17 protein-coding genes are annotated in these 15,685 nt (G+C 66.5%); 8 read left to right on the top strand and 9 right to left on the bottom strand.

Features of this window, described 5'->3' with window-relative positions; translation table 11 throughout:
- Positions 1 to 79: 79 nt before the first annotated feature.
- Both AC56KL_RS21205 and AC56KL_RS21200 read left to right on the top strand, forming a co-directional pair.
- Positions 80 to 508: a DUF1841 family protein gene (locus AC56KL_RS21205; protein ID WP_497182160.1), complete on the top strand. Its 429-nt coding sequence runs from the start codon at positions 80 to 82 to the stop codon at positions 506 to 508.
- A gap of 119 nt (positions 509 to 627) precedes the next feature.
- Positions 628 to 2,166 carry an aspartyl protease family protein gene (locus AC56KL_RS21200; protein WP_497182159.1) on the top strand — a complete coding sequence of 513 codons (1,539 nt, stop codon included), beginning with the start codon at positions 628 to 630 and terminating at the stop codon, positions 2,164 to 2,166.
- On the opposite strand, the gene AC56KL_RS21195 is transcribed toward AC56KL_RS21200, so the two are convergent.
- The 5 genes from AC56KL_RS21195 to AC56KL_RS21175 all read right to left on the bottom strand — a co-directional run bounded on the left by AC56KL_RS21195 (position 2,167) and on the right by AC56KL_RS21175 (position 7,398).
- Positions 2,167 to 3,675, bottom strand: a complete 1,509-nt coding sequence (locus tag AC56KL_RS21195) for an amidohydrolase family protein (protein ID WP_497182158.1) — start codon at positions 3,673 to 3,675, stop codon at positions 2,167 to 2,169.
- Between the two features lie 70 nt (positions 3,676 to 3,745).
- Positions 3,746 to 4,903: an AraC family transcriptional regulator gene (locus AC56KL_RS21190; RefSeq protein WP_497182157.1), complete on the bottom strand. Its 1,158-nt coding sequence runs from the start codon at positions 4,901 to 4,903 to the stop codon at positions 3,746 to 3,748.
- Positions 4,904 to 4,955: 52 nt separating this feature from the next.
- Positions 4,956 to 6,476 (bottom strand): SulP family inorganic anion transporter, encoded by a 1,521-nt coding sequence (locus AC56KL_RS21185; RefSeq protein WP_497182156.1) that lies wholly within the window; start codon positions 6,474 to 6,476, stop codon positions 4,956 to 4,958.
- A 218-nt stretch (positions 6,477 to 6,694) separates the two neighbouring features.
- Positions 6,695 to 7,033 carry a c-type cytochrome gene (locus AC56KL_RS21180; protein WP_497182155.1) on the bottom strand — a complete coding sequence of 113 codons (339 nt, stop codon included), beginning with the start codon at positions 7,031 to 7,033 and terminating at the stop codon, positions 6,695 to 6,697.
- An 8-nt stretch (positions 7,034 to 7,041) separates the two neighbouring features.
- Complete coding sequence (locus AC56KL_RS21175; protein ID WP_497182154.1) at positions 7,042 to 7,398, bottom strand: c-type cytochrome; 357 nt, start codon at positions 7,396 to 7,398, stop codon at positions 7,042 to 7,044.
- 187 nt (positions 7,399 to 7,585) lie between these two features.
- On the opposite strand from AC56KL_RS21175, the gene AC56KL_RS21170 reads away from it, so the two are divergent.
- From AC56KL_RS21170 to AC56KL_RS21150, 5 genes are all read left to right on the top strand, one after another.
- Positions 7,586 to 8,440, top strand: a complete 855-nt coding sequence (locus tag AC56KL_RS21170) for an AAA family ATPase (protein WP_497182153.1) — start codon at positions 7,586 to 7,588, stop codon at positions 8,438 to 8,440.
- Positions 8,437 to 9,054: a GNAT family N-acetyltransferase gene (locus tag AC56KL_RS21165; RefSeq protein WP_497182152.1), complete on the top strand. Its 618-nt coding sequence runs from the start codon at positions 8,437 to 8,439 to the stop codon at positions 9,052 to 9,054. Before AC56KL_RS21170 ends, AC56KL_RS21165 begins: the two co-directional genes overlap by 4 nt.
- Before the next feature lies 1 nt (position 9,055).
- On the top strand, positions 9,056 to 10,225 hold the full coding sequence (locus AC56KL_RS21160; RefSeq protein ID WP_497182151.1) for a vWA domain-containing protein: 1,170 nt from the start codon (positions 9,056 to 9,058) through the stop codon (positions 10,223 to 10,225).
- Between the two features lie 266 nt (positions 10,226 to 10,491).
- Positions 10,492 to 11,688 (top strand): cation:proton antiporter, encoded by a 1,197-nt coding sequence (locus AC56KL_RS21155; protein ID WP_497182150.1) that lies wholly within the window; start codon positions 10,492 to 10,494, stop codon positions 11,686 to 11,688.
- Positions 11,678 to 12,814 carry a YbdK family carboxylate-amine ligase gene (locus AC56KL_RS21150; RefSeq protein ID WP_497182149.1) on the top strand — a complete coding sequence of 379 codons (1,137 nt, stop codon included), beginning with the start codon at positions 11,678 to 11,680 and terminating at the stop codon, positions 12,812 to 12,814. Before AC56KL_RS21155 ends, AC56KL_RS21150 begins: the two co-directional genes overlap by 11 nt.
- Here AC56KL_RS21150 and AC56KL_RS21145 read toward each other — a convergent pair.
- Together AC56KL_RS21145 and AC56KL_RS21140 are read right to left on the bottom strand one after the other, a co-directional pair.
- Positions 12,811 to 13,158, bottom strand: a complete 348-nt coding sequence (locus tag AC56KL_RS21145) for an antibiotic biosynthesis monooxygenase family protein (protein ID WP_497182148.1) — start codon at positions 13,156 to 13,158, stop codon at positions 12,811 to 12,813. The two genes, AC56KL_RS21150 and AC56KL_RS21145, sit on opposite strands and share 4 nt — an antisense overlap.
- Positions 13,155 to 13,487, bottom strand: coding sequence for an NIPSNAP family protein (locus AC56KL_RS21140; protein ID WP_497182147.1), 333 nt, complete (start codon positions 13,485 to 13,487; stop codon positions 13,155 to 13,157). The genes AC56KL_RS21145 and AC56KL_RS21140 overlap by 4 nt, the downstream gene beginning before the upstream one ends.
- A 72-nt stretch (positions 13,488 to 13,559) precedes the next feature.
- On the opposite strand from AC56KL_RS21140, the gene AC56KL_RS21135 reads away from it, so the two are divergent.
- The gene (locus AC56KL_RS21135) at positions 13,560 to 14,249 is read left to right on the top strand and encodes an ArsR/SmtB family transcription factor (RefSeq protein ID WP_497182146.1); all 690 of its coding nucleotides are present in this window, start codon (positions 13,560 to 13,562) and stop codon (positions 14,247 to 14,249) included.
- Here AC56KL_RS21135 and AC56KL_RS21130 read toward each other — a convergent pair.
- Together AC56KL_RS21130 and AC56KL_RS21125 are read right to left on the bottom strand one after the other, a co-directional pair.
- Positions 14,191 to 14,565 carry a hypothetical protein gene (locus AC56KL_RS21130; protein WP_497182145.1) on the bottom strand — a complete coding sequence of 125 codons (375 nt, stop codon included), beginning with the start codon at positions 14,563 to 14,565 and terminating at the stop codon, positions 14,191 to 14,193. The genes AC56KL_RS21135 and AC56KL_RS21130 overlap by 59 nt on opposite strands.
- 109 nt (positions 14,566 to 14,674) lie before the next feature.
- Entirely contained in the window at positions 14,675 to 15,676 is a 1,002-nt protein-coding gene (locus AC56KL_RS21125) for a gamma-glutamyl-gamma-aminobutyrate hydrolase family protein (RefSeq protein WP_497182144.1), read from the bottom strand.
- Positions 15,677 to 15,685: the final 9 nt, after the last annotated feature.

The raw sequence follows: 15,685 nt of genomic DNA, 5'->3' as shown, positions 1-15,685 counted from the left end.
AAAGCTTGAGATACGCGGCAGCGGAAACCGGCGGGAAGCGCTAGAATGCGCGCTTCCCCTCTTTCTACCTCTGCCCCCAATGTTTACTCCGTCCTCGCACGACGTGCGCCGCTTTTTCTGCGAAGCCCTGCGCAAGCAGCGCAAGGGCGAGATCCTGACCCCAATGGACGCCATCGCGGCCGACTGGATCGTCCAGCACCCCGAATACCACGCCGAACTCGAGGAGGTGGAAGCGGCGATCGCGCGCGACTATTCGGTCGAGGGCGGCAAGCCGAACCCTTTCCTGCACCTGTCGATGCACCTGTCGATCGCCGAACAGGTGTCGATCGACCAGCCGCGCGGCATCAAGGCGGCGCACGACCAGCTGGTGGGCCGCATCGGCGAGCACGAGGCGCACCACGAGATCATGGAATGCCTGGGCCAGATGATCTGGACCTCGCAGCGCAATGGCCTGCCGCCGGATACCGAGGCCTACATCGAGTGCGTACGGCAGCGCGCCACCCGCTGAGGCCCGGCAATAAAATGATTCAGTAATGCGGCGCAGTCCGCATTTTTTGTATCACATTCAGCTTGTGTACTGATGCGAAATAGATTGCGTTATTTGAAATCTTCTTCCTAAAATAATGCATGAAAATCGATCCTCGCCACGTCCTCGCGCGCCTGGTCCTGAGTGTGACATGCGTCCTTCCGCTCGCTTGCGCAGCCGCCGAACCAGCCAAGTGCATGGTCACCCCGATCGGCAAACTGCCGCTCCGATATGCCGGCCCTGGCCTGGAGATCGTGACCGAAGGGAAAATTAATGGCACCCCTGCCGAGTTGCTGGTCGATACCGGCGCCTACGAGACGGTGTTGACCCGAACCGGTACTGAACGACGCGGCATCCGGCTCTACCCAACCGGCAGGCAGGCCTCTGGCATCGGAGGAAGTACCCCGATCTACGCCAGCATCGTCAACGAATTCATCGTCGGGCCGGTACGCGCAGGCCGCAGCAATATGCCCGTGCTTGGCAGCTTCGGCCACACGCCTCCGTACGACGGCATCCTGGGAGCGCCTTTCCTGTTCCAGACCGACGTGGAAATTTCGTTGGCGACCAAGGAGCTCACCTTTTTCGTTTCCGAAAACTGCAACGGCGCCCATCTCGGCTACTGGGGCCAGGATGTGCAGGCGATTCCGCTGCGGCGCCATAATCAACACCACAAGAATCCGAAGTTCCTGGTCCGCATCAACGGCAAGGAACTCGAAGCGATGATCGATACGGGAGCCGTGTTCAGCTCGATGACCGCGGATGCCGCCAAGCGCGCCGGAATCGCGCTCGATGGCCCCGACGTGACGCGTGGCTCCGACCTGCGCGGTGTCGGCAACTACACGGCGGGGAGTTGGTACGCGAAGCTCAAGACCTTCCAGATTGGCGAGGAAACGGTCCAGAATGCCGAGATTGCAGTAGAGGACTCCGGTCTGAACATCGTCGACGTCCTGCTCGGCGCAGACTTCTTGCGTGCGCACCGGGTGCTCTACGCGATGAGCCAGGACAAGCTGTATTTCTCCTATGTCGGCGGCGAACCCTTCGGCCAGCGGCGCAAGCTTGAACCCTGGGTGATGGCCGAAGCGAAGGGCGGCAACGCTGACGCGCAGATGGCGGTGGCCGATGCCTACGCCAGTGGCAGGCTGGCAGCGCGCGACGAAGCGCTCGCCGCCGAGTGGCTGGACAAGGCCGCCAGCAACGGAAGCCCCTATGCCAACCTGAGTGCCGGACAAGCGCAGTTGCTGCGTCGCAACTATGCGAAGGCGGTGACCCATTTGCGCGCCGCGCTCGACAAGCTGCCGGCTGAACGCAACGGCGCCTTCCTGCTTTATCTCGCCCGGGTACGCAATGGCCAGGCCGATCTGGCGAAATCGGAATTGGCCGCCACCTTCGCGCGCAGCGAGCGTGACGAGTGGCCGCGGCCGCTTTCCGACTTCTATCTCGGCACGCTGTCTGCAGACAAGCTGCTCGCGCAGGCAAGCGCCGACGGCGTTGCCGGCAAGCGGCGCCGCTGCGCTGCACTGTCGGCGATGGGCGACTGGCACCGTGCGCACGGCCAGCTTGAGCAGGCCAGCGCGCTCGACAAGCAACTCCGGGACGGCTGCAGCGACACCGGCCAGACCTTTATTAACCTGGGGGACTAATCAGCGCACGCCGGCCGCCAGCCGCGCGCGCTCCACCTGCTTGCCGCCCACCCATAGGGTGACGATGCTGTCCCACGCCTGTACGCTCTCCAGGGGCGACTGCCGCAGCAGCACCAGGTTGGCCGCCTTGCCGGTTTCAATGGTGCCGGCCCGGTCGAGGATGCCGAAGGCGCGCGCATTGTTGATGGTGGCGGCCCGGAACACCTGGGCCGGGCTCAGGCCCGCCTCGACCAGGTGCTGCATTTCCAGGTAGCCGTTCAGCCCCGGCAGGTTGCCGTAGGTGGGCGAGGACGGGGTGTCGGTGGCGAACAGGATGTTGGCGTCGCGCGCGGCCAGGTAGGCCAGCACCTGGCGCAGCCGGCGCAGCGGCGCCTTGCCCGCTTCCAGCATCTCTTCATGGCTGTGGCCTTCGGCCAGCTCTTCCCCGAACCATTTGCCGCCCGGCGTCTCGTACCAGTCGGCCAGCGCCTTCGGCACCACCTTGCGCACGCCGGGGTGGCGCAGGTAGCCGCGGTCGAAATAGGCGTCCAGGCCGGCCAGCACGCGCATGGTCGGCTGGTAGCCGGTGCCCTGGGCGACGATCCGGTCGAGCAGGGCGCGGATCTCCGCCGGCAGCTCCCTGCTGCCGTTCAGGCCACCCCACTGCCACATGCCGTGCGCCAGTACGTCGGCCCCGTTCTCCACCGCGAAACGCTGGCCCTCGAAGGAATTCGCATGGGTCACCAGCGCCAGGCCGCCCTCCCTGGCTGCCGCGCGCACTTCGGCAAACAGCGCCGGGCTCCACACCGGCAGGTTGCGCTCGGCGCCAAAGCCGCGCTCGAAGTGTGTCTTCACACACGCCGCTCCCGCCTCTTTCACGCGGGCTACGGCGGCGCGCGGGGTGTGCTCCTCGAGCCGGGTGCCCGCCGGGAGCGCGGTCGGGCGTTCAGGATCGACCACGAAATTCGGAAACATGGCGAAGCGCCGCGCCGGGGGCAGGAAGGACATCGGGTAGCCGTTCGCTATCGGCAGCGGCTGGCCGCAATGGACGACGTCGGGATGCAGGGGCGCGGCGCGGAAACGTTCGATCAGCTTCACGTCGGCCACGGCCAGGTCGACCACGGTGGTGTAGCCATAATAGAGGAAGGAGCGCGGCAGCTGCTGTTCGTAGGCCGCGGCCAGCGCCCCTTGTTCCTGCGCCTGCTCCAGGCTCATGCCCGGCACCGCGTGCAGGTGGACGTGCGAGTCGATCAGGCCGGGCGTGAGGTAGCCGCCCTTGCCGTCCACGCGGCGGGCTCCGGCCGGCATGCGAGCGCGGGCGCCACGGTGGACGGCGGCGATGCGGCCGTCGCGCACCAGCACGCTGCCCGGCTCGACCCGGTCGAGTTGTTCGGGAGAGACCAGCTTGACGTTGGTGATCCAGATCGTCTCGGCGGCAGCGGGAGACAGTAGCAGTGCGGGCAGCAGTGCGGGCAGCAGTGCGTGCAGCAATGCGGCCCGCAGGCCGGCCACCCAAGCGTGAACTTTCATGCAAAACTCCTGTAACTTGTTGAAACGGAGCCTGCAGTCTGGCCGGATCAGGGCAAGGTCGCGTCGCAGATCATGATTCGGGACCTGGAACCCCTGCCAGCGCCCCTGTTGCGGCGCTTTCCTGGCGCCGGAACTCGCCCGGCGTCAGCCCGGTATGCGTCTTGAATACGCGGTTCAAGGCGCTCTTGCTGTTGAAGCCGGAGGCCAGGGCCAGGTCCAGGATGGTCTGGCCGTGCCGCGCCGGATCGCGCAGCGCCTCCTTGAGCGCGTCGACCCGGTGGCGGTTCAGGTAATCCTGGAAGTTGACGCCGCAGGCGCCGTTGATCAGCTGGGACAGTTCGTGCGGCGTCATGGCCAGCCGTTCGGCCAGCTCTTCCAGTTTCAGTTCGCCCTGGCGCCAGGGCTCTTCACTGCGCATGCAGGCTTCCAGCCGCGCCAGGAATGCGCCACGCTCAGCGTCCGGCAAGGCGCGCTCGCCATAACGCGGCTTGGGCGGTGCTGCGGGAGTGGGTAGGAAAGCAGGCGCCGGCGGCCGGTAGCCCAAGGGCTGGCGGATCGCCAGGTAGGCGGTCGCGTACAGGAAGTACAGCAGCACCAGGGCGCCGGCCACGTCGGACGACACCGGCAGGGAGAAAGGCGCGAACTCGAGCGCCAGGACCAGCATGCCGAGTACGCCGCCGACCAGCCAGATCGCCAGCAGCCGGCGCAGCCCGGCCGCCAGCGGATGGCTTTCGGTGCGCCCGACCAGCGCGTAACAGGCGCGCACATAGGCCAGGAACAGCAGCAGCTTGGCCACCGCCGCCAGCACGGCATACGGGGGCGGTCCCGCCAGGTCGCGCATCCAGGCCAGCTTGGCGGAGGCCGGCTGCAGGTAGAACGGCAGCATGGCCAGCATCACCAGGGCGAAGGGCAGGAAATGCAGCAGCTGGCGCCGCACCAGCGGCCGGTCGAGCAGGATGCGGGCGAAATACAGGTAGAGCAGCGGCCCGGTGGCAAAGCCCAGCGGCAGCACCGCCAGCGCGCTGTGCGGCCAGGCCGGGTACAGGCCCGCAATGCCGAGCCAGGCATGGCCGACGACCGCCACGCACACCAGCATCAGGGCGGCCAGCAGGCCGTTGGCGGCGCGTACTTCCGGGCGGCGCGCACCCAGCAGCAGCAAGGCGGCGGCCAGGAACAGGCCCTGGCCGATCGCCAGCAGGAAGAGTCCGGACAGGATGGTCGTCAACACGCGGAATGCAGGCGCATCGCGCCGGATTGTTCATCCGTCCATTCTGCCCGATTCACGCGAGCTTGTCGTCGGCGACGTGGTAGCGCGGGTCTTCCGGCAGGTTCACTTCGATCATGTCCTTCGCCTTTTCCAGCAGTTCGCGGCAGTCCGGGCTCAGGTGGCGCAGGTGGAGGCGCTTGCCCAGCGCGCGGTAGCGCTCGGCCAGCGCATCGATGGCCTGGATCGCCGAATGGTCGGCCACGCGCGCACGGCGGAACTCGATCACGACGTCCTGCGGATCGTCCTTCGGCGTGAACAAGGCCTGGAAGCCGCTCACCGAGGCGAAGAACAGCGTGCCTTCCAGGTCATACACCTTCCACCCGGCTGCATCGACGCCGGTCACGACGCGGATCTGCCTGGCATGCTGCCAGGCGAACACCAGCGCCGACACCACCACGCCGGCCAGTACCGCCACCGCCAGGTCGAAGGCCAGCGTGACGCCGGCCACCAGCACGATCACCAGCGCATCGGCGCGCGGCACCTTGCCGAACAGGCGGAAGGTGCCCCACTCGAAAGTCTTCTCGCAGACCACGAACATCACGCCGATCAGGGCAGCCAGCGGGATCTGCTCGATCCACCGCGAGCCGACCAGGATGAAGGAGAGCAGGAACAGCGAGGCGAGGATGCCCGACAGGCGTCCGGTCCCGCCGCTGTTCACGTTGATCATGCTCTGGCCGATCAGGGCGCAGCCGCCCATGCCGCCGAAGAAACCGGTGACGACGTTGGACGCGCCCAGCGCCAGGCATTCGCGGTTCGGCTGGCCGCGCGTGTCCGTGATCTCGTCGATCAGGCTCAGGGTGAGCAGCGACTCGATCAGGCCGACACCGGCCAGCACCAGCGCATAAGGGAAGACGATGCGCAGCGTCTCGAGGTTCCACGGCACCTCGGGCACGGCGAAGCCCGGCAAGCCGCCGGCGATCGAGCCCAGGTCGCCCACGGTCTTGGTGTCGATGCCCAGCAGCGCGCAGCCTGCGCTGGCCGCCAGGATGCCCACCAGCGTGGCCGGCACCGCTTTCGTGAAGCGGGGCGTGATGTAGATGACGGCCATGGTCGCGGCCACCACCGCCAGCATCGTGGCCAGCTCCACGCCTCCCATCCATTGCATGCTGCCGTCCGGGCCCGGGGTCTTGAAGTGGCCGAACTGGGCGACGAAGATCACCAGCGCCAGGCCGTTGACGAAGCCGAGCATCACCGGGTGCGGCACCATGCGGATGAACTTGCCCAGGCGCGCGGCGGCGAACAGCAGTTGCAGCATGCCCATCAGCACCACGGCCGCGAACAGGTATTGCGCGCCGTGCTGCACCACCAGCGCCACCATCACCACCGCCAGCGAGCCGGCTGCCGCCGAGATCATGCCGGGGCGGCCGCCGAAGCTCGCGGTGATGAAGGAGACCAGCACCGCGGCGTACAGGCCGGTGAGGGGCGAAACCTGGGCCACCAGGGCGAAGGCGATCGCTTCCGGCACGAGCGCCAGGGCGACGGTGAGGCCGCTGAGCAGGTTGGTCTTGATGTGGGACGGTGACAGGGACGGCATGTTGATGAGGTTTCCGTAGGGTGGTCGGCTGTGCCGACCGCGCGTTCAGCCAGTATTCGAACAGCCGTCGGGTTGCATCGCATGTGATGTGAACGCGCGGTCGGCAGCGCCAGCTACGCGCCCCGGACCACCTACGACTGCCAAAAACAAAATCCCCCGCCGGCTGCCCGGTCGGGGGATCGTCAGTGTACCAGCCGGGGGCCGGAAACGCTGCGTTCTTATTTGCTGACCACGAGCTGCGACGGCAGGCTCGCCAGGTAGGCCGCGATGTCGTTCATGTCGCGGTTCGACAGCGGCTGGACCTGGCCTGCCATGATCGGATTGGCGCGGCCGTTGGTCGAGGCGCCGCGCTTGTAGGTACGCAGGGCGTGCGCCAGGTAGTCGGCGTGCTGGCCGGCCAGCTTCGGGTAGCTCGGGTCGATCGGCTTGTTGTAGTCGGCGCCGTGGCAGGACGCGCAGTTGTATTTCTTGGCCAGCGCCTCGCCTTTCGAGACGTCGGCGGCGGAAGCACTGAGGGAGAACGCGCCGAGAGCCAGCGCAAGGCAGAGTTTTTTCATGGCGGTCCTCAGCGTTTGGCGGTGGCAGGCGTCACCTGCGAATAGTAGGCGGCGACGTCCGCGATGTCCTGGTCGCTCAGCGAGGCGGCGATGCCCATCATCGACGGGTTCTTGCGCTCGCCCTTGCGGTAGGCCTTCAGTGCGGCTTCGAGGTACTTGGCCGACTGGCCGGCGATCATCGGCACCCGGTACACTTCCGGATAACCCGACTTGTAGCCCGGGATGCCGTGGCAGCCGATGCACATTTCGATCTTGCTTGCTGCGGCTTTCGGGTTGCCGACGACGTCCGCGGCGGCGGCCCCGGCGGCCGGGATTGCGCTGGCGGCAAATACTGCCAAGACCAGTAGTGCTGAAGATGTTTTCATGGGTGTGGCTCGTTAGTTGTAATTCGAATACCGCAAACGCACAAAAAGTTAGCAAATGGACTACCAACCTGTCGATTCTATCTGAAGAGTTGTCCCCAGTCTACAAACGCGCGCAGCGCATGCCCACCCATTCTACCCTTGGTTCTGGCATATACTCCCCTTCATTTCCTTCTTACCCAGAATGCCCATGCACGCTTCCCCACGCTTCGAAGGCAGCGACAACTACGTCGCCACCGATGACCTGAAACTGGCCGTCAACGCCGCGCTGACGCTCGGCCGCCCGCTGCTGATCAAGGGCGAACCGGGCACCGGCAAGACCATGCTGGCCGAGGAAGTAGCAAGCGCGCTCGGCATGCCGCTGCTGCAGTGGCACGTCAAGTCGACCACCAAGGCCCAGCAGGGCCTGTACGAATACGATGCGGTGTCGCGCCTGCGCGACTCGCAGCTGGGCGACGAGCGCGTGCGCGACATCCACAACTACATCGTCAAGGGCGTGCTGTGGCAGGCGTTCACGGCGCCGGAGCCCGTTGTCCTGCTGATCGACGAGATCGACAAGGCCGACATCGAGTTCCCGAACGACCTGCTGCGCGAGCTGGACCGCATGGAGTTCTACGTCTACGAGACGCGCGAGATGGTGGTGGCCACGCACCGCCCGCTGGTGATCATCACCTCGAACAACGAGAAGGAGCTGCCGGACGCTTTCCTGCGCCGCTGCTTCTTCCACTACATCAAATTCCCGGACCGGGAGACCATGACGGACATCGTCAAGGTCCACTTCCCTACCCTGAAACAGGACCTGCTGGCCAGCGCCCTGCAGAGCTTCTACGAGTTGCGCGAGGTGGCGGGCATCAAGAAGAAGCCGTCGACCTCGGAATTCCTCGACTGGCTCAAGCTGCTGCTGGCCGAGGACATTCCGGCCGCGGCCCTGCGCAGCCAGGATGGCAAGGCCATCGTGCCGCCGCTGCACGGCTCCCTGCTCAAGAACGAGCAGGACGTGCACCTGTTCGAGCGCCTCGTTTACATGTCGAGGACCAACCGATGAGCGTGCAGGCGAATGCGCACCTGCCCATCCGTGTCGCCCCGGTCACGCTCGAATTCAACGGCCTGCGCCTGGAGCCGCTTGCGCCCCACCACGAAGAGGGCCTGCGCGCCGCCGCCAGCGACGGCGAACTGTGGAGACTGCGCGTGACCAGCGTGCCCGAGCCGCACGACGTCCAGCAGTACATCGGCACGGCGCTCGACACGCGCGACCGCCTTGCCTTTGCCGTGATCGACGCACGTAGTGGAACCGTCCTGGGCACCACCAGCTACCATGACATGATGCCGGCCATTGGGCGGGTCGAGATCGGCTATACCTGGTATGCCCGGCGCGTCCAGCGCACTCACGTCAATACCAGCTGCAAGCTGCTCCTGCTGTCGCACGCCTTCGACACCCTCGGCGCCGGCGTGGTGGGCCTGCGCACCGATTGCGAGAATGTCGCCTCGCAGGCCGCCATCGGGCGCCTCGGCGCGAAGAAGGATGGCGTCATCCGCCACCACGCCCTGCGCCGCGACGGCACGGTGCGCGACACGGTCATGTACAGCATCCTGCGCGCCGAATGGGCTGACATTAAACGCGCCCTGCACGAGCGGCTGGAGCGGCACGCCGGGAACTAGCATGCTGATCGACTTCTTCTACGCCCTGCGCGACGCGAAAGTCCCGGTCACGATCAAGGAATTCCTGACGATGCTCGAGGCCCTGCAGCGTGGCGTCACCGCGCCTTCGCTCGACGAGTTCTATTACCTGGCGCGCCTGACGCTGGTAAAGAACGAAGCCCACTTCGACAAGTTCGACCGAGCGTTCGGCGCCTTCTTCAAGGGCGTGAACGCGGTGTTCGACGACAAGGCCGAGATCCCGCTCGACTGGCTGCTCAAGCGCTTCGAGCGCGAGCTCACGCCGGAACAGCGCGCGGCGCTGGAAAAGCTCGGCTACGACAAGCTGCAGCAGCGCCTGGAAGAACTGCTGAAGGAGCAGAAGGAGCGCCACGAGGGCGGCAGCAAGTGGATCGGCACCGGCGGCACCTCGCCCTTCGGCAACGGCGGGACCAACCCGGAAGGTATCCGCATCGGCGGCAAGAGCCGCAACCGCACGGCGGTCAAGGTATGGGAGCAGCGCAGCTATCGCGACTACGACGACGAGCGCGAGCTGGGCACCCGCAACATCAAGGTGGCGCTGCGCCGCCTGCGCCGCTTCGCCCGCACCGGCGCCGCGGAGGAACTGGCGCTGGACGACACCATCCGCGCCACTGCCAGCAACGCGGGCTACCTCGACATCCGCATGCAGCCGGAGCGCAAGAACCGCATCAAGGTGGTGATGCTGCTCGACGTCGGCGGCTCGATGGACGACCACATCGAGCGCGTCGAGGAGCTGTTCTCGGCGGCCAGGAGCGAATTCAAGAACATGGAGTTCTACTACTTCCACAACTGCGTCTACGACTACCTGTGGAAGAACAACCGGCGCCGCCACGGCGAGCGCTTCCCGACCTGGGACGTGCTGCGCACCTACCCGAACGACACCCGCGTGATCTTCGTGGGCGACGCCACCATGAGCCCCTACGAGGTGCTGGCGCCGGGCGGCTCGGTCGAGTACAACAACGAGGAAGCCGGCGCGGCCTGGCTGGCGCGCTTCACGGGCGCGTTTCCGAAATTCGCCTGGCTCAATCCCGAGCCGGAGCACCTGTGGGAATACCGGCAGTCGATCGCCGTCATCCGGCAGATCATGAACAACCGCATGTTCCCGATCACCCTCGATGGGCTGGAACGGGCCATGCGGCTGCTCTCGAAATAAGCCTGCGTGCGCGTCAATCGTGCGCGCTGGACCTCTTGTAGAATTGCCAATACCTCGTAGGGTGGTCGGCTCTGCCGACCGCGCGCTCGACTCACGGCCGCGCTGTGACGGTGCATGCTCGTGCTGGACTCACGGCCTCGCTGTGACGGTGCATGCTCGTGCTCGACTCACGGCCGCGCTGTGACGGTGCATGCTCGTGCTGGACGCGCGGTCGGCGAAGCCGACCACCCTACGAGCCAAGCCGATTCGACGATAGGGGAAACCGCATGCCAGACCTGTTGCCCATCCTGACCAGCCTGGCCTGGCCGATCGCCCTCGCGGTCGCCTGGCTGGCCGGCGAGTTCGGGCAGCGTTTCACCGGGCTGCCCCGCATCAGTTTCTATGGCCTGCTCGGCTTCGCGCTGGGCAGCTCGCAGATCGGCGTGCTGCCGGCGCCGGATGCCGGGCCGGTGGCGCTGCTGGCCGACATCGGCTTCGGCCTGATCCTGTTCGAACTGGGCTACCGCATCAACCTGCGCTGGCTGCGCACCAACCCGTGGATCGGCGCAGGCGGGCTGGCGGGGGCCGCCCTCACCTTCCTGGCGGTCTACCTGGCGGCCCTTGCCTTCGGCACCTCGCAACTGGTCGCGCTGATGATGGCCGCACTCTCGATGGGAACCTCGCCTGCCACGGTCGTGCGCATCATCAACGAGCAGCGCAGCTCGGGACAGGTGACCGAGCGCGTGCTGCACCTGACTGCGCTGAACTGCGTGCTGGCGATATTCGCGTTCAATGCCATCATCGGTTTCTGGATCTTCCATACCTTCGACGCGGTGGGCGACGCGCTCTGGCAAAGCCTCGTGATGCTGGCCGGATCGGCGCTGGCCGGCGCCGTGTTTGGCGTCGGCGTACCGGCGCTGTTGCGGACCATCCGCAATCCGGGGCGGGATGGGACCGTCGCTTTCGCGCTGGCGGTAGTGCTGCTGGTGGCGATATGCGAAGCCGCCACGCTGTCGCCCTATGTGGCGGCGCTGGTCTTCGGCCTGACGGCGCGCCACCGCCGCATCGCCTTCAGCCAGGCGCAGCGCAACTTCGGCGCGCTGGGCGAACTGCTGACCGTGCTGCTGTTCGTCTTCGCCGCTTCCACGCTCGGCTGGCAGCAGCTCGTCACCGGCAGCGCGCTCGCCATCGCCGTCATCGTCGTGCTGTTGGGTACAGGCGCCAAGATCCTCGGCGCCACCGCGTTCGCATACCGGTCGGGCATCCCGTGGCGCAAGGGCGCGCTGACGGGGCTTGGTCTCGCTCCCTTGTCGGTCTTCGTGATCCTCCTGATCGAACATGCACGCCAGGCGGGCGTGCACGTGGTCGAGGAGCTGCGTGTGCTGGCGGCGGTCACGATGCTGCTCGAAGTGTTCGGCCCCATCATCATCCAGCGCGCCCTCGTCTGGGCGCGCGAAGCTCCGGAGAATCCCCATGCCGCTTGAAGCATTCAACACATCCCAACCGCTGACCTTCGGAGTCGAACTCGAACTGCAGCTGGTCAGCCTGTCCGACTTCGACCTGACGCCGGTCTGTCCCGACCTGATCAACCTGCTCGGGCGCAAGCCCTTCCCGGGCAACGTGACCCCTGAGATCACGGAGAGCATGGTCGAGATCAATTCGAGCGTGCACACGTCCTACCCTGCGCTGCTGGCGCAGTTGCGCGAGATCCGCGATACCCTGGTGGACGCCGGCGATATCCTGAATATCGGCATCGCAGGCGGCGGCACGCATCCGTTCCAGGACTGGTCCGAACGCCGTATCTCGAACAAGCCGCGCTATCAGTACCTGTCGCAGCTGTACGGCTACCTGGCCAAGCAGTTCACCGTGTTCGGCCAACACGTGCACATCGGCTGCGCCAATGGCGACGACGCCCTCTACCTGCTGCATGCGCTGAACCGCTACCTGCCGCACTTCATCGCGCTGTCGGCGTCATCGCCTTTCGTCCAGGGCGTTGATTCCGGCTTCGATTCGGCGCGCCTGAATTCCGTGTTCGCCTTTCCGATGAGCGGGCGCGCGCCTTTCGTGCATACCTGGCAGGAGTTCACCGACGTGTACTTCGCCAAGATGGAGCGCACCAACATCATCAAGAGCATGAAGGATTTTTATTGGGACCTGCGCCCCAAGCCGGAATACGGCACCATCGAGCTGCGCGTATGCGACACGCCGCTGACGGTGGAGCGCGCCGCCGCGATCGCCGCCTACCTGCAGGCCCTGTGCCGCCACCTGCTCGCGCGCACCGAAGAAGCCCCGGTCGAGGACGACTACCTCGTCTACAACTACAACCGCTTCCAGGCCTGCCGCTTCGGGCTGGACGGCTCGATCACCCATCCGAAGACCTACGAATCGCTGCCGCTGCGCGACGACATCCTCGCCACGCTCGAGAAGATGATGCCGCATGCGGAAGCGCTGGGAAGCGCGGATGCGCTGCAGCACCTGGCGGATGCGGCGCGCGAAGGCAGCGACGCCACCCGGCTGCGCCGCGTGTTCGAGCGCGAGGGCAGCGTGGAGGGCATGGTCAACGCGGCTATCCAGCAGTTCCGCGGCGAGCGGCGCATGCGCGTGCGTTAGCGTCGATGCGCCGTGCGCGAGTCCCGCGGGGCCTCGGCCCGCTCGTGCATGCCATAGTCGCGTACGACCTGCGCCACCCGCAGCCGGTAGTCGTGGAAGACCCCATCGCGCCCCTGTTCCTGCGCCGCCCGGTGCGCTTCCACATTGCGCCAGCGCGCCACCGCGTCCTCGTCGCGCCAGAACGAGAGCGACAGGATGCGCCCGGGGCGCGACAGCGATTCGAAGCGCTCAATCGACACGAAACCGTCGATGGCTTCGAGTTGCGCACGCAGGCCGGCGGCGGTGTCGAGGTAGGCCTGGCGCTGCCCCGGCGCCGGCTCCGCCTCGAAGATCACGGCGATCATGATTGCGCCTCGCGCCCCAGCGTCCCCTCGACCGCTTCGGTGAAGCTGCGCCATTCGCGCAGGATGAAGCGCTGCTCCTGGGCCAGCGCGAAGTTGGCGCGCGCTTCGGGATCCTGCCTGAGACGATGGCGATAGGCCTCGTAGGCCGCCAGGCTGTCGAAGGCGACCAGGCCCCATGCTTCGTCGTTGGTCCCCTCGTGCGGCAGGAAGTAGCCCACCAGGCGTCCGCCCAGGCGCGGGATGATGCGGCCCCAGTTCTCGCTGTAGCGCCGGAAGTTCTCGCGCTGGAAGGGATCGATCCGGTAGCGGATGAAGCAGGTGATGGTCATGCGAACTCCTCGTGAATGGATGCGGCCATTCTGGTCGTTTGCATGAAAGGATGCTTCGGCTAAGATCGAAGCATGGGACCGAATATCACCACCATCGCCGCGCTCGTCGGCGACCACGCGCGCAGCGAGGCCTTGACCGCCCTCATGGCCGGCCGGGCGCTTACCGCCACCGAGCTGGCCGATGCCGCCGGCGTCACGCGCCAGACCATCAGCACCCATCTGGCGCAGCTGGTGGACGCCGGCCTGCTCGCGGTGGAAAAACAGGGACGGCACCGCTACTTCCGCATCGCCGATGCCGAGGTCGCGCAGATGCTGGAAACCCTGATGGGTGCGGCGGCACTTGCGCGTCCCTTGCGCGCCGGACTGCGGACCGGGCCGCGTGAGCCGGCGCTGCGCAAGGCGCGCGTCTGCTACGACCACCTGGCAGGGGAACTTGGGGTGCTGGTCTATGAAAGGCTGGCGCAGCGCGGGGCCTTTGCGCTGGGGGCGGACGGAATCAGCCTCACGCCGCAGGGAAGGCAGGCCATGGCGGAGCTCGGCGTGGATGGGGCGTTGCCGGCCGGCCGCCGTCCCTTCTGCCGACCCTGCCTGGACTGGAGCGAACGACGCCACCACCTGGCGGGCTCGCTGGGCGCTGCGCTGCTGGCCCGTTTCGAAGCGCTCGGATGGGCCAGGCGCGAGCCCGACTCCCGCGTCATGGCCTTCAGCCCCGCGGGCGAGGCCGCGCTGCGCGACTGGCTCGATTGCGCCAGGCGGCGCTGAGCGGCTTTCCCCACTGCCCCTTCATGAAACGCGCCAGCAGCGGCTGCCTGGATCGCGGATGCGGTATGCGGTCGTCCACCAGCAGCGCCCAGCGTTCGGCCAGCTGCTCGCAGGTGGCGCGCAGCACCGGATCGGCCTGCGGCAGCCGCGACAGTGCGGACAAGTGGCGCTCGATCACCGAAGCCAGTTTCAGGCAGGGCGCTTCGCCGTCGCCGCGCGCCGTGTAATGCGACATCAGGTGCAGCAGCGACGCCACCAGCAGCACATCCTGGCCGCGTGCCGGCTGCGGCGCGGGATCTGCAAAAGGAATGTTCATGCACGCCCTCCTCTCGAATGTCCAATCGAATAAATGAGAATGATTCTCATTCATTATTGACTGTCGATGCGATGAAAGCAAGCGTTTTCGTCTGCCCCGGAGGAAAGATCTAGAGCCGCGTTTCACGCGCCGCCCGCAGGAACTCATCGAGGATCGGCGTGCAGTCGAGCAGCTCGGTACCGCCGGCCCGGTGGAATTCCGGATGCCATTGCAGGCCCATGACGAAGTCGGCCCGCTCGTAGCGGATCGCCTCGACGATGCCGTCCGGCTCGGAATAAGCCTCGACACGGATGTCGCGCCCGAGTTCCTTCACCGCCTGGTGGTGGATCGAATTGACAATCGGATTGTGCAGATTGCCGAACATCTGGCCGAGCGAGGAGCCGGCCGGGAAGCGGATCGCGTGCCGGTGCGCGTCGTAGATGTCATGCACGTGGGCCAGCGCTTCCGGAATATTGGTCACCACATCCTGGTGCAGCGTCCCGCCGAAGGCGACGTTGATCAGCTGGCAGCCGCGGCACACGCCGAGCACCGGCTTGCCGGCATCGACGAATTCGTGCAGCAGCTCGAGCTCGTAGACGTCGCGCGCCCGGTCGCCGCTCCACTCGGGGCGGGTCGGCACTTCGGAGTAGGTCTGCGGCGCCACGTCCGCCCCGCCCTGCAGCACCAGGCCGTCGAGATGGCGCGCATAGTGGCGCAGGGTGATGTTGCTGGGATGGAGCAGCCCGTTCGTATTGACGGTCGGGATCATGAATACCAGCACGTCGCGCGACATGACCCACTGGGCGATCGATTCCTCGAGGTATTGCAGGTTCTTGCTGAGCAAGCCCCGGGCGCCGGGTTCGGGATGGAAGATGCGCGCCGACACCCCGATGTGCAGGGTGCGGTTCATGAAGTCGCGGTTGAAGCGCTCGCGCAGTGCCCGCCAGCGCGAGCTGATGACACGTCCGGCCAGCGCCAGCGGCGTATCGCCATCGCGCTGGTACCTGGCATGCCCGCGCATGCTCTGGCCTTGTGTCGCGCGCCGGTCTGGTATTCGCACCGGCGTCTCGGGACGCTTGTCGACCGGTGGGCCGGGCACTTCCTCGGGTGCTTTCTGTTCGTCTTCCGCCATGACTGCCAA

The sequence above is a fragment of the Telluria sp. ZB4P34 genome, assembly GCF_059686055.1.
The sequence above is the reverse complement of the archived record's forward strand: the minus strand, read 5'-3'. Positions and strand labels throughout refer to the sequence as shown.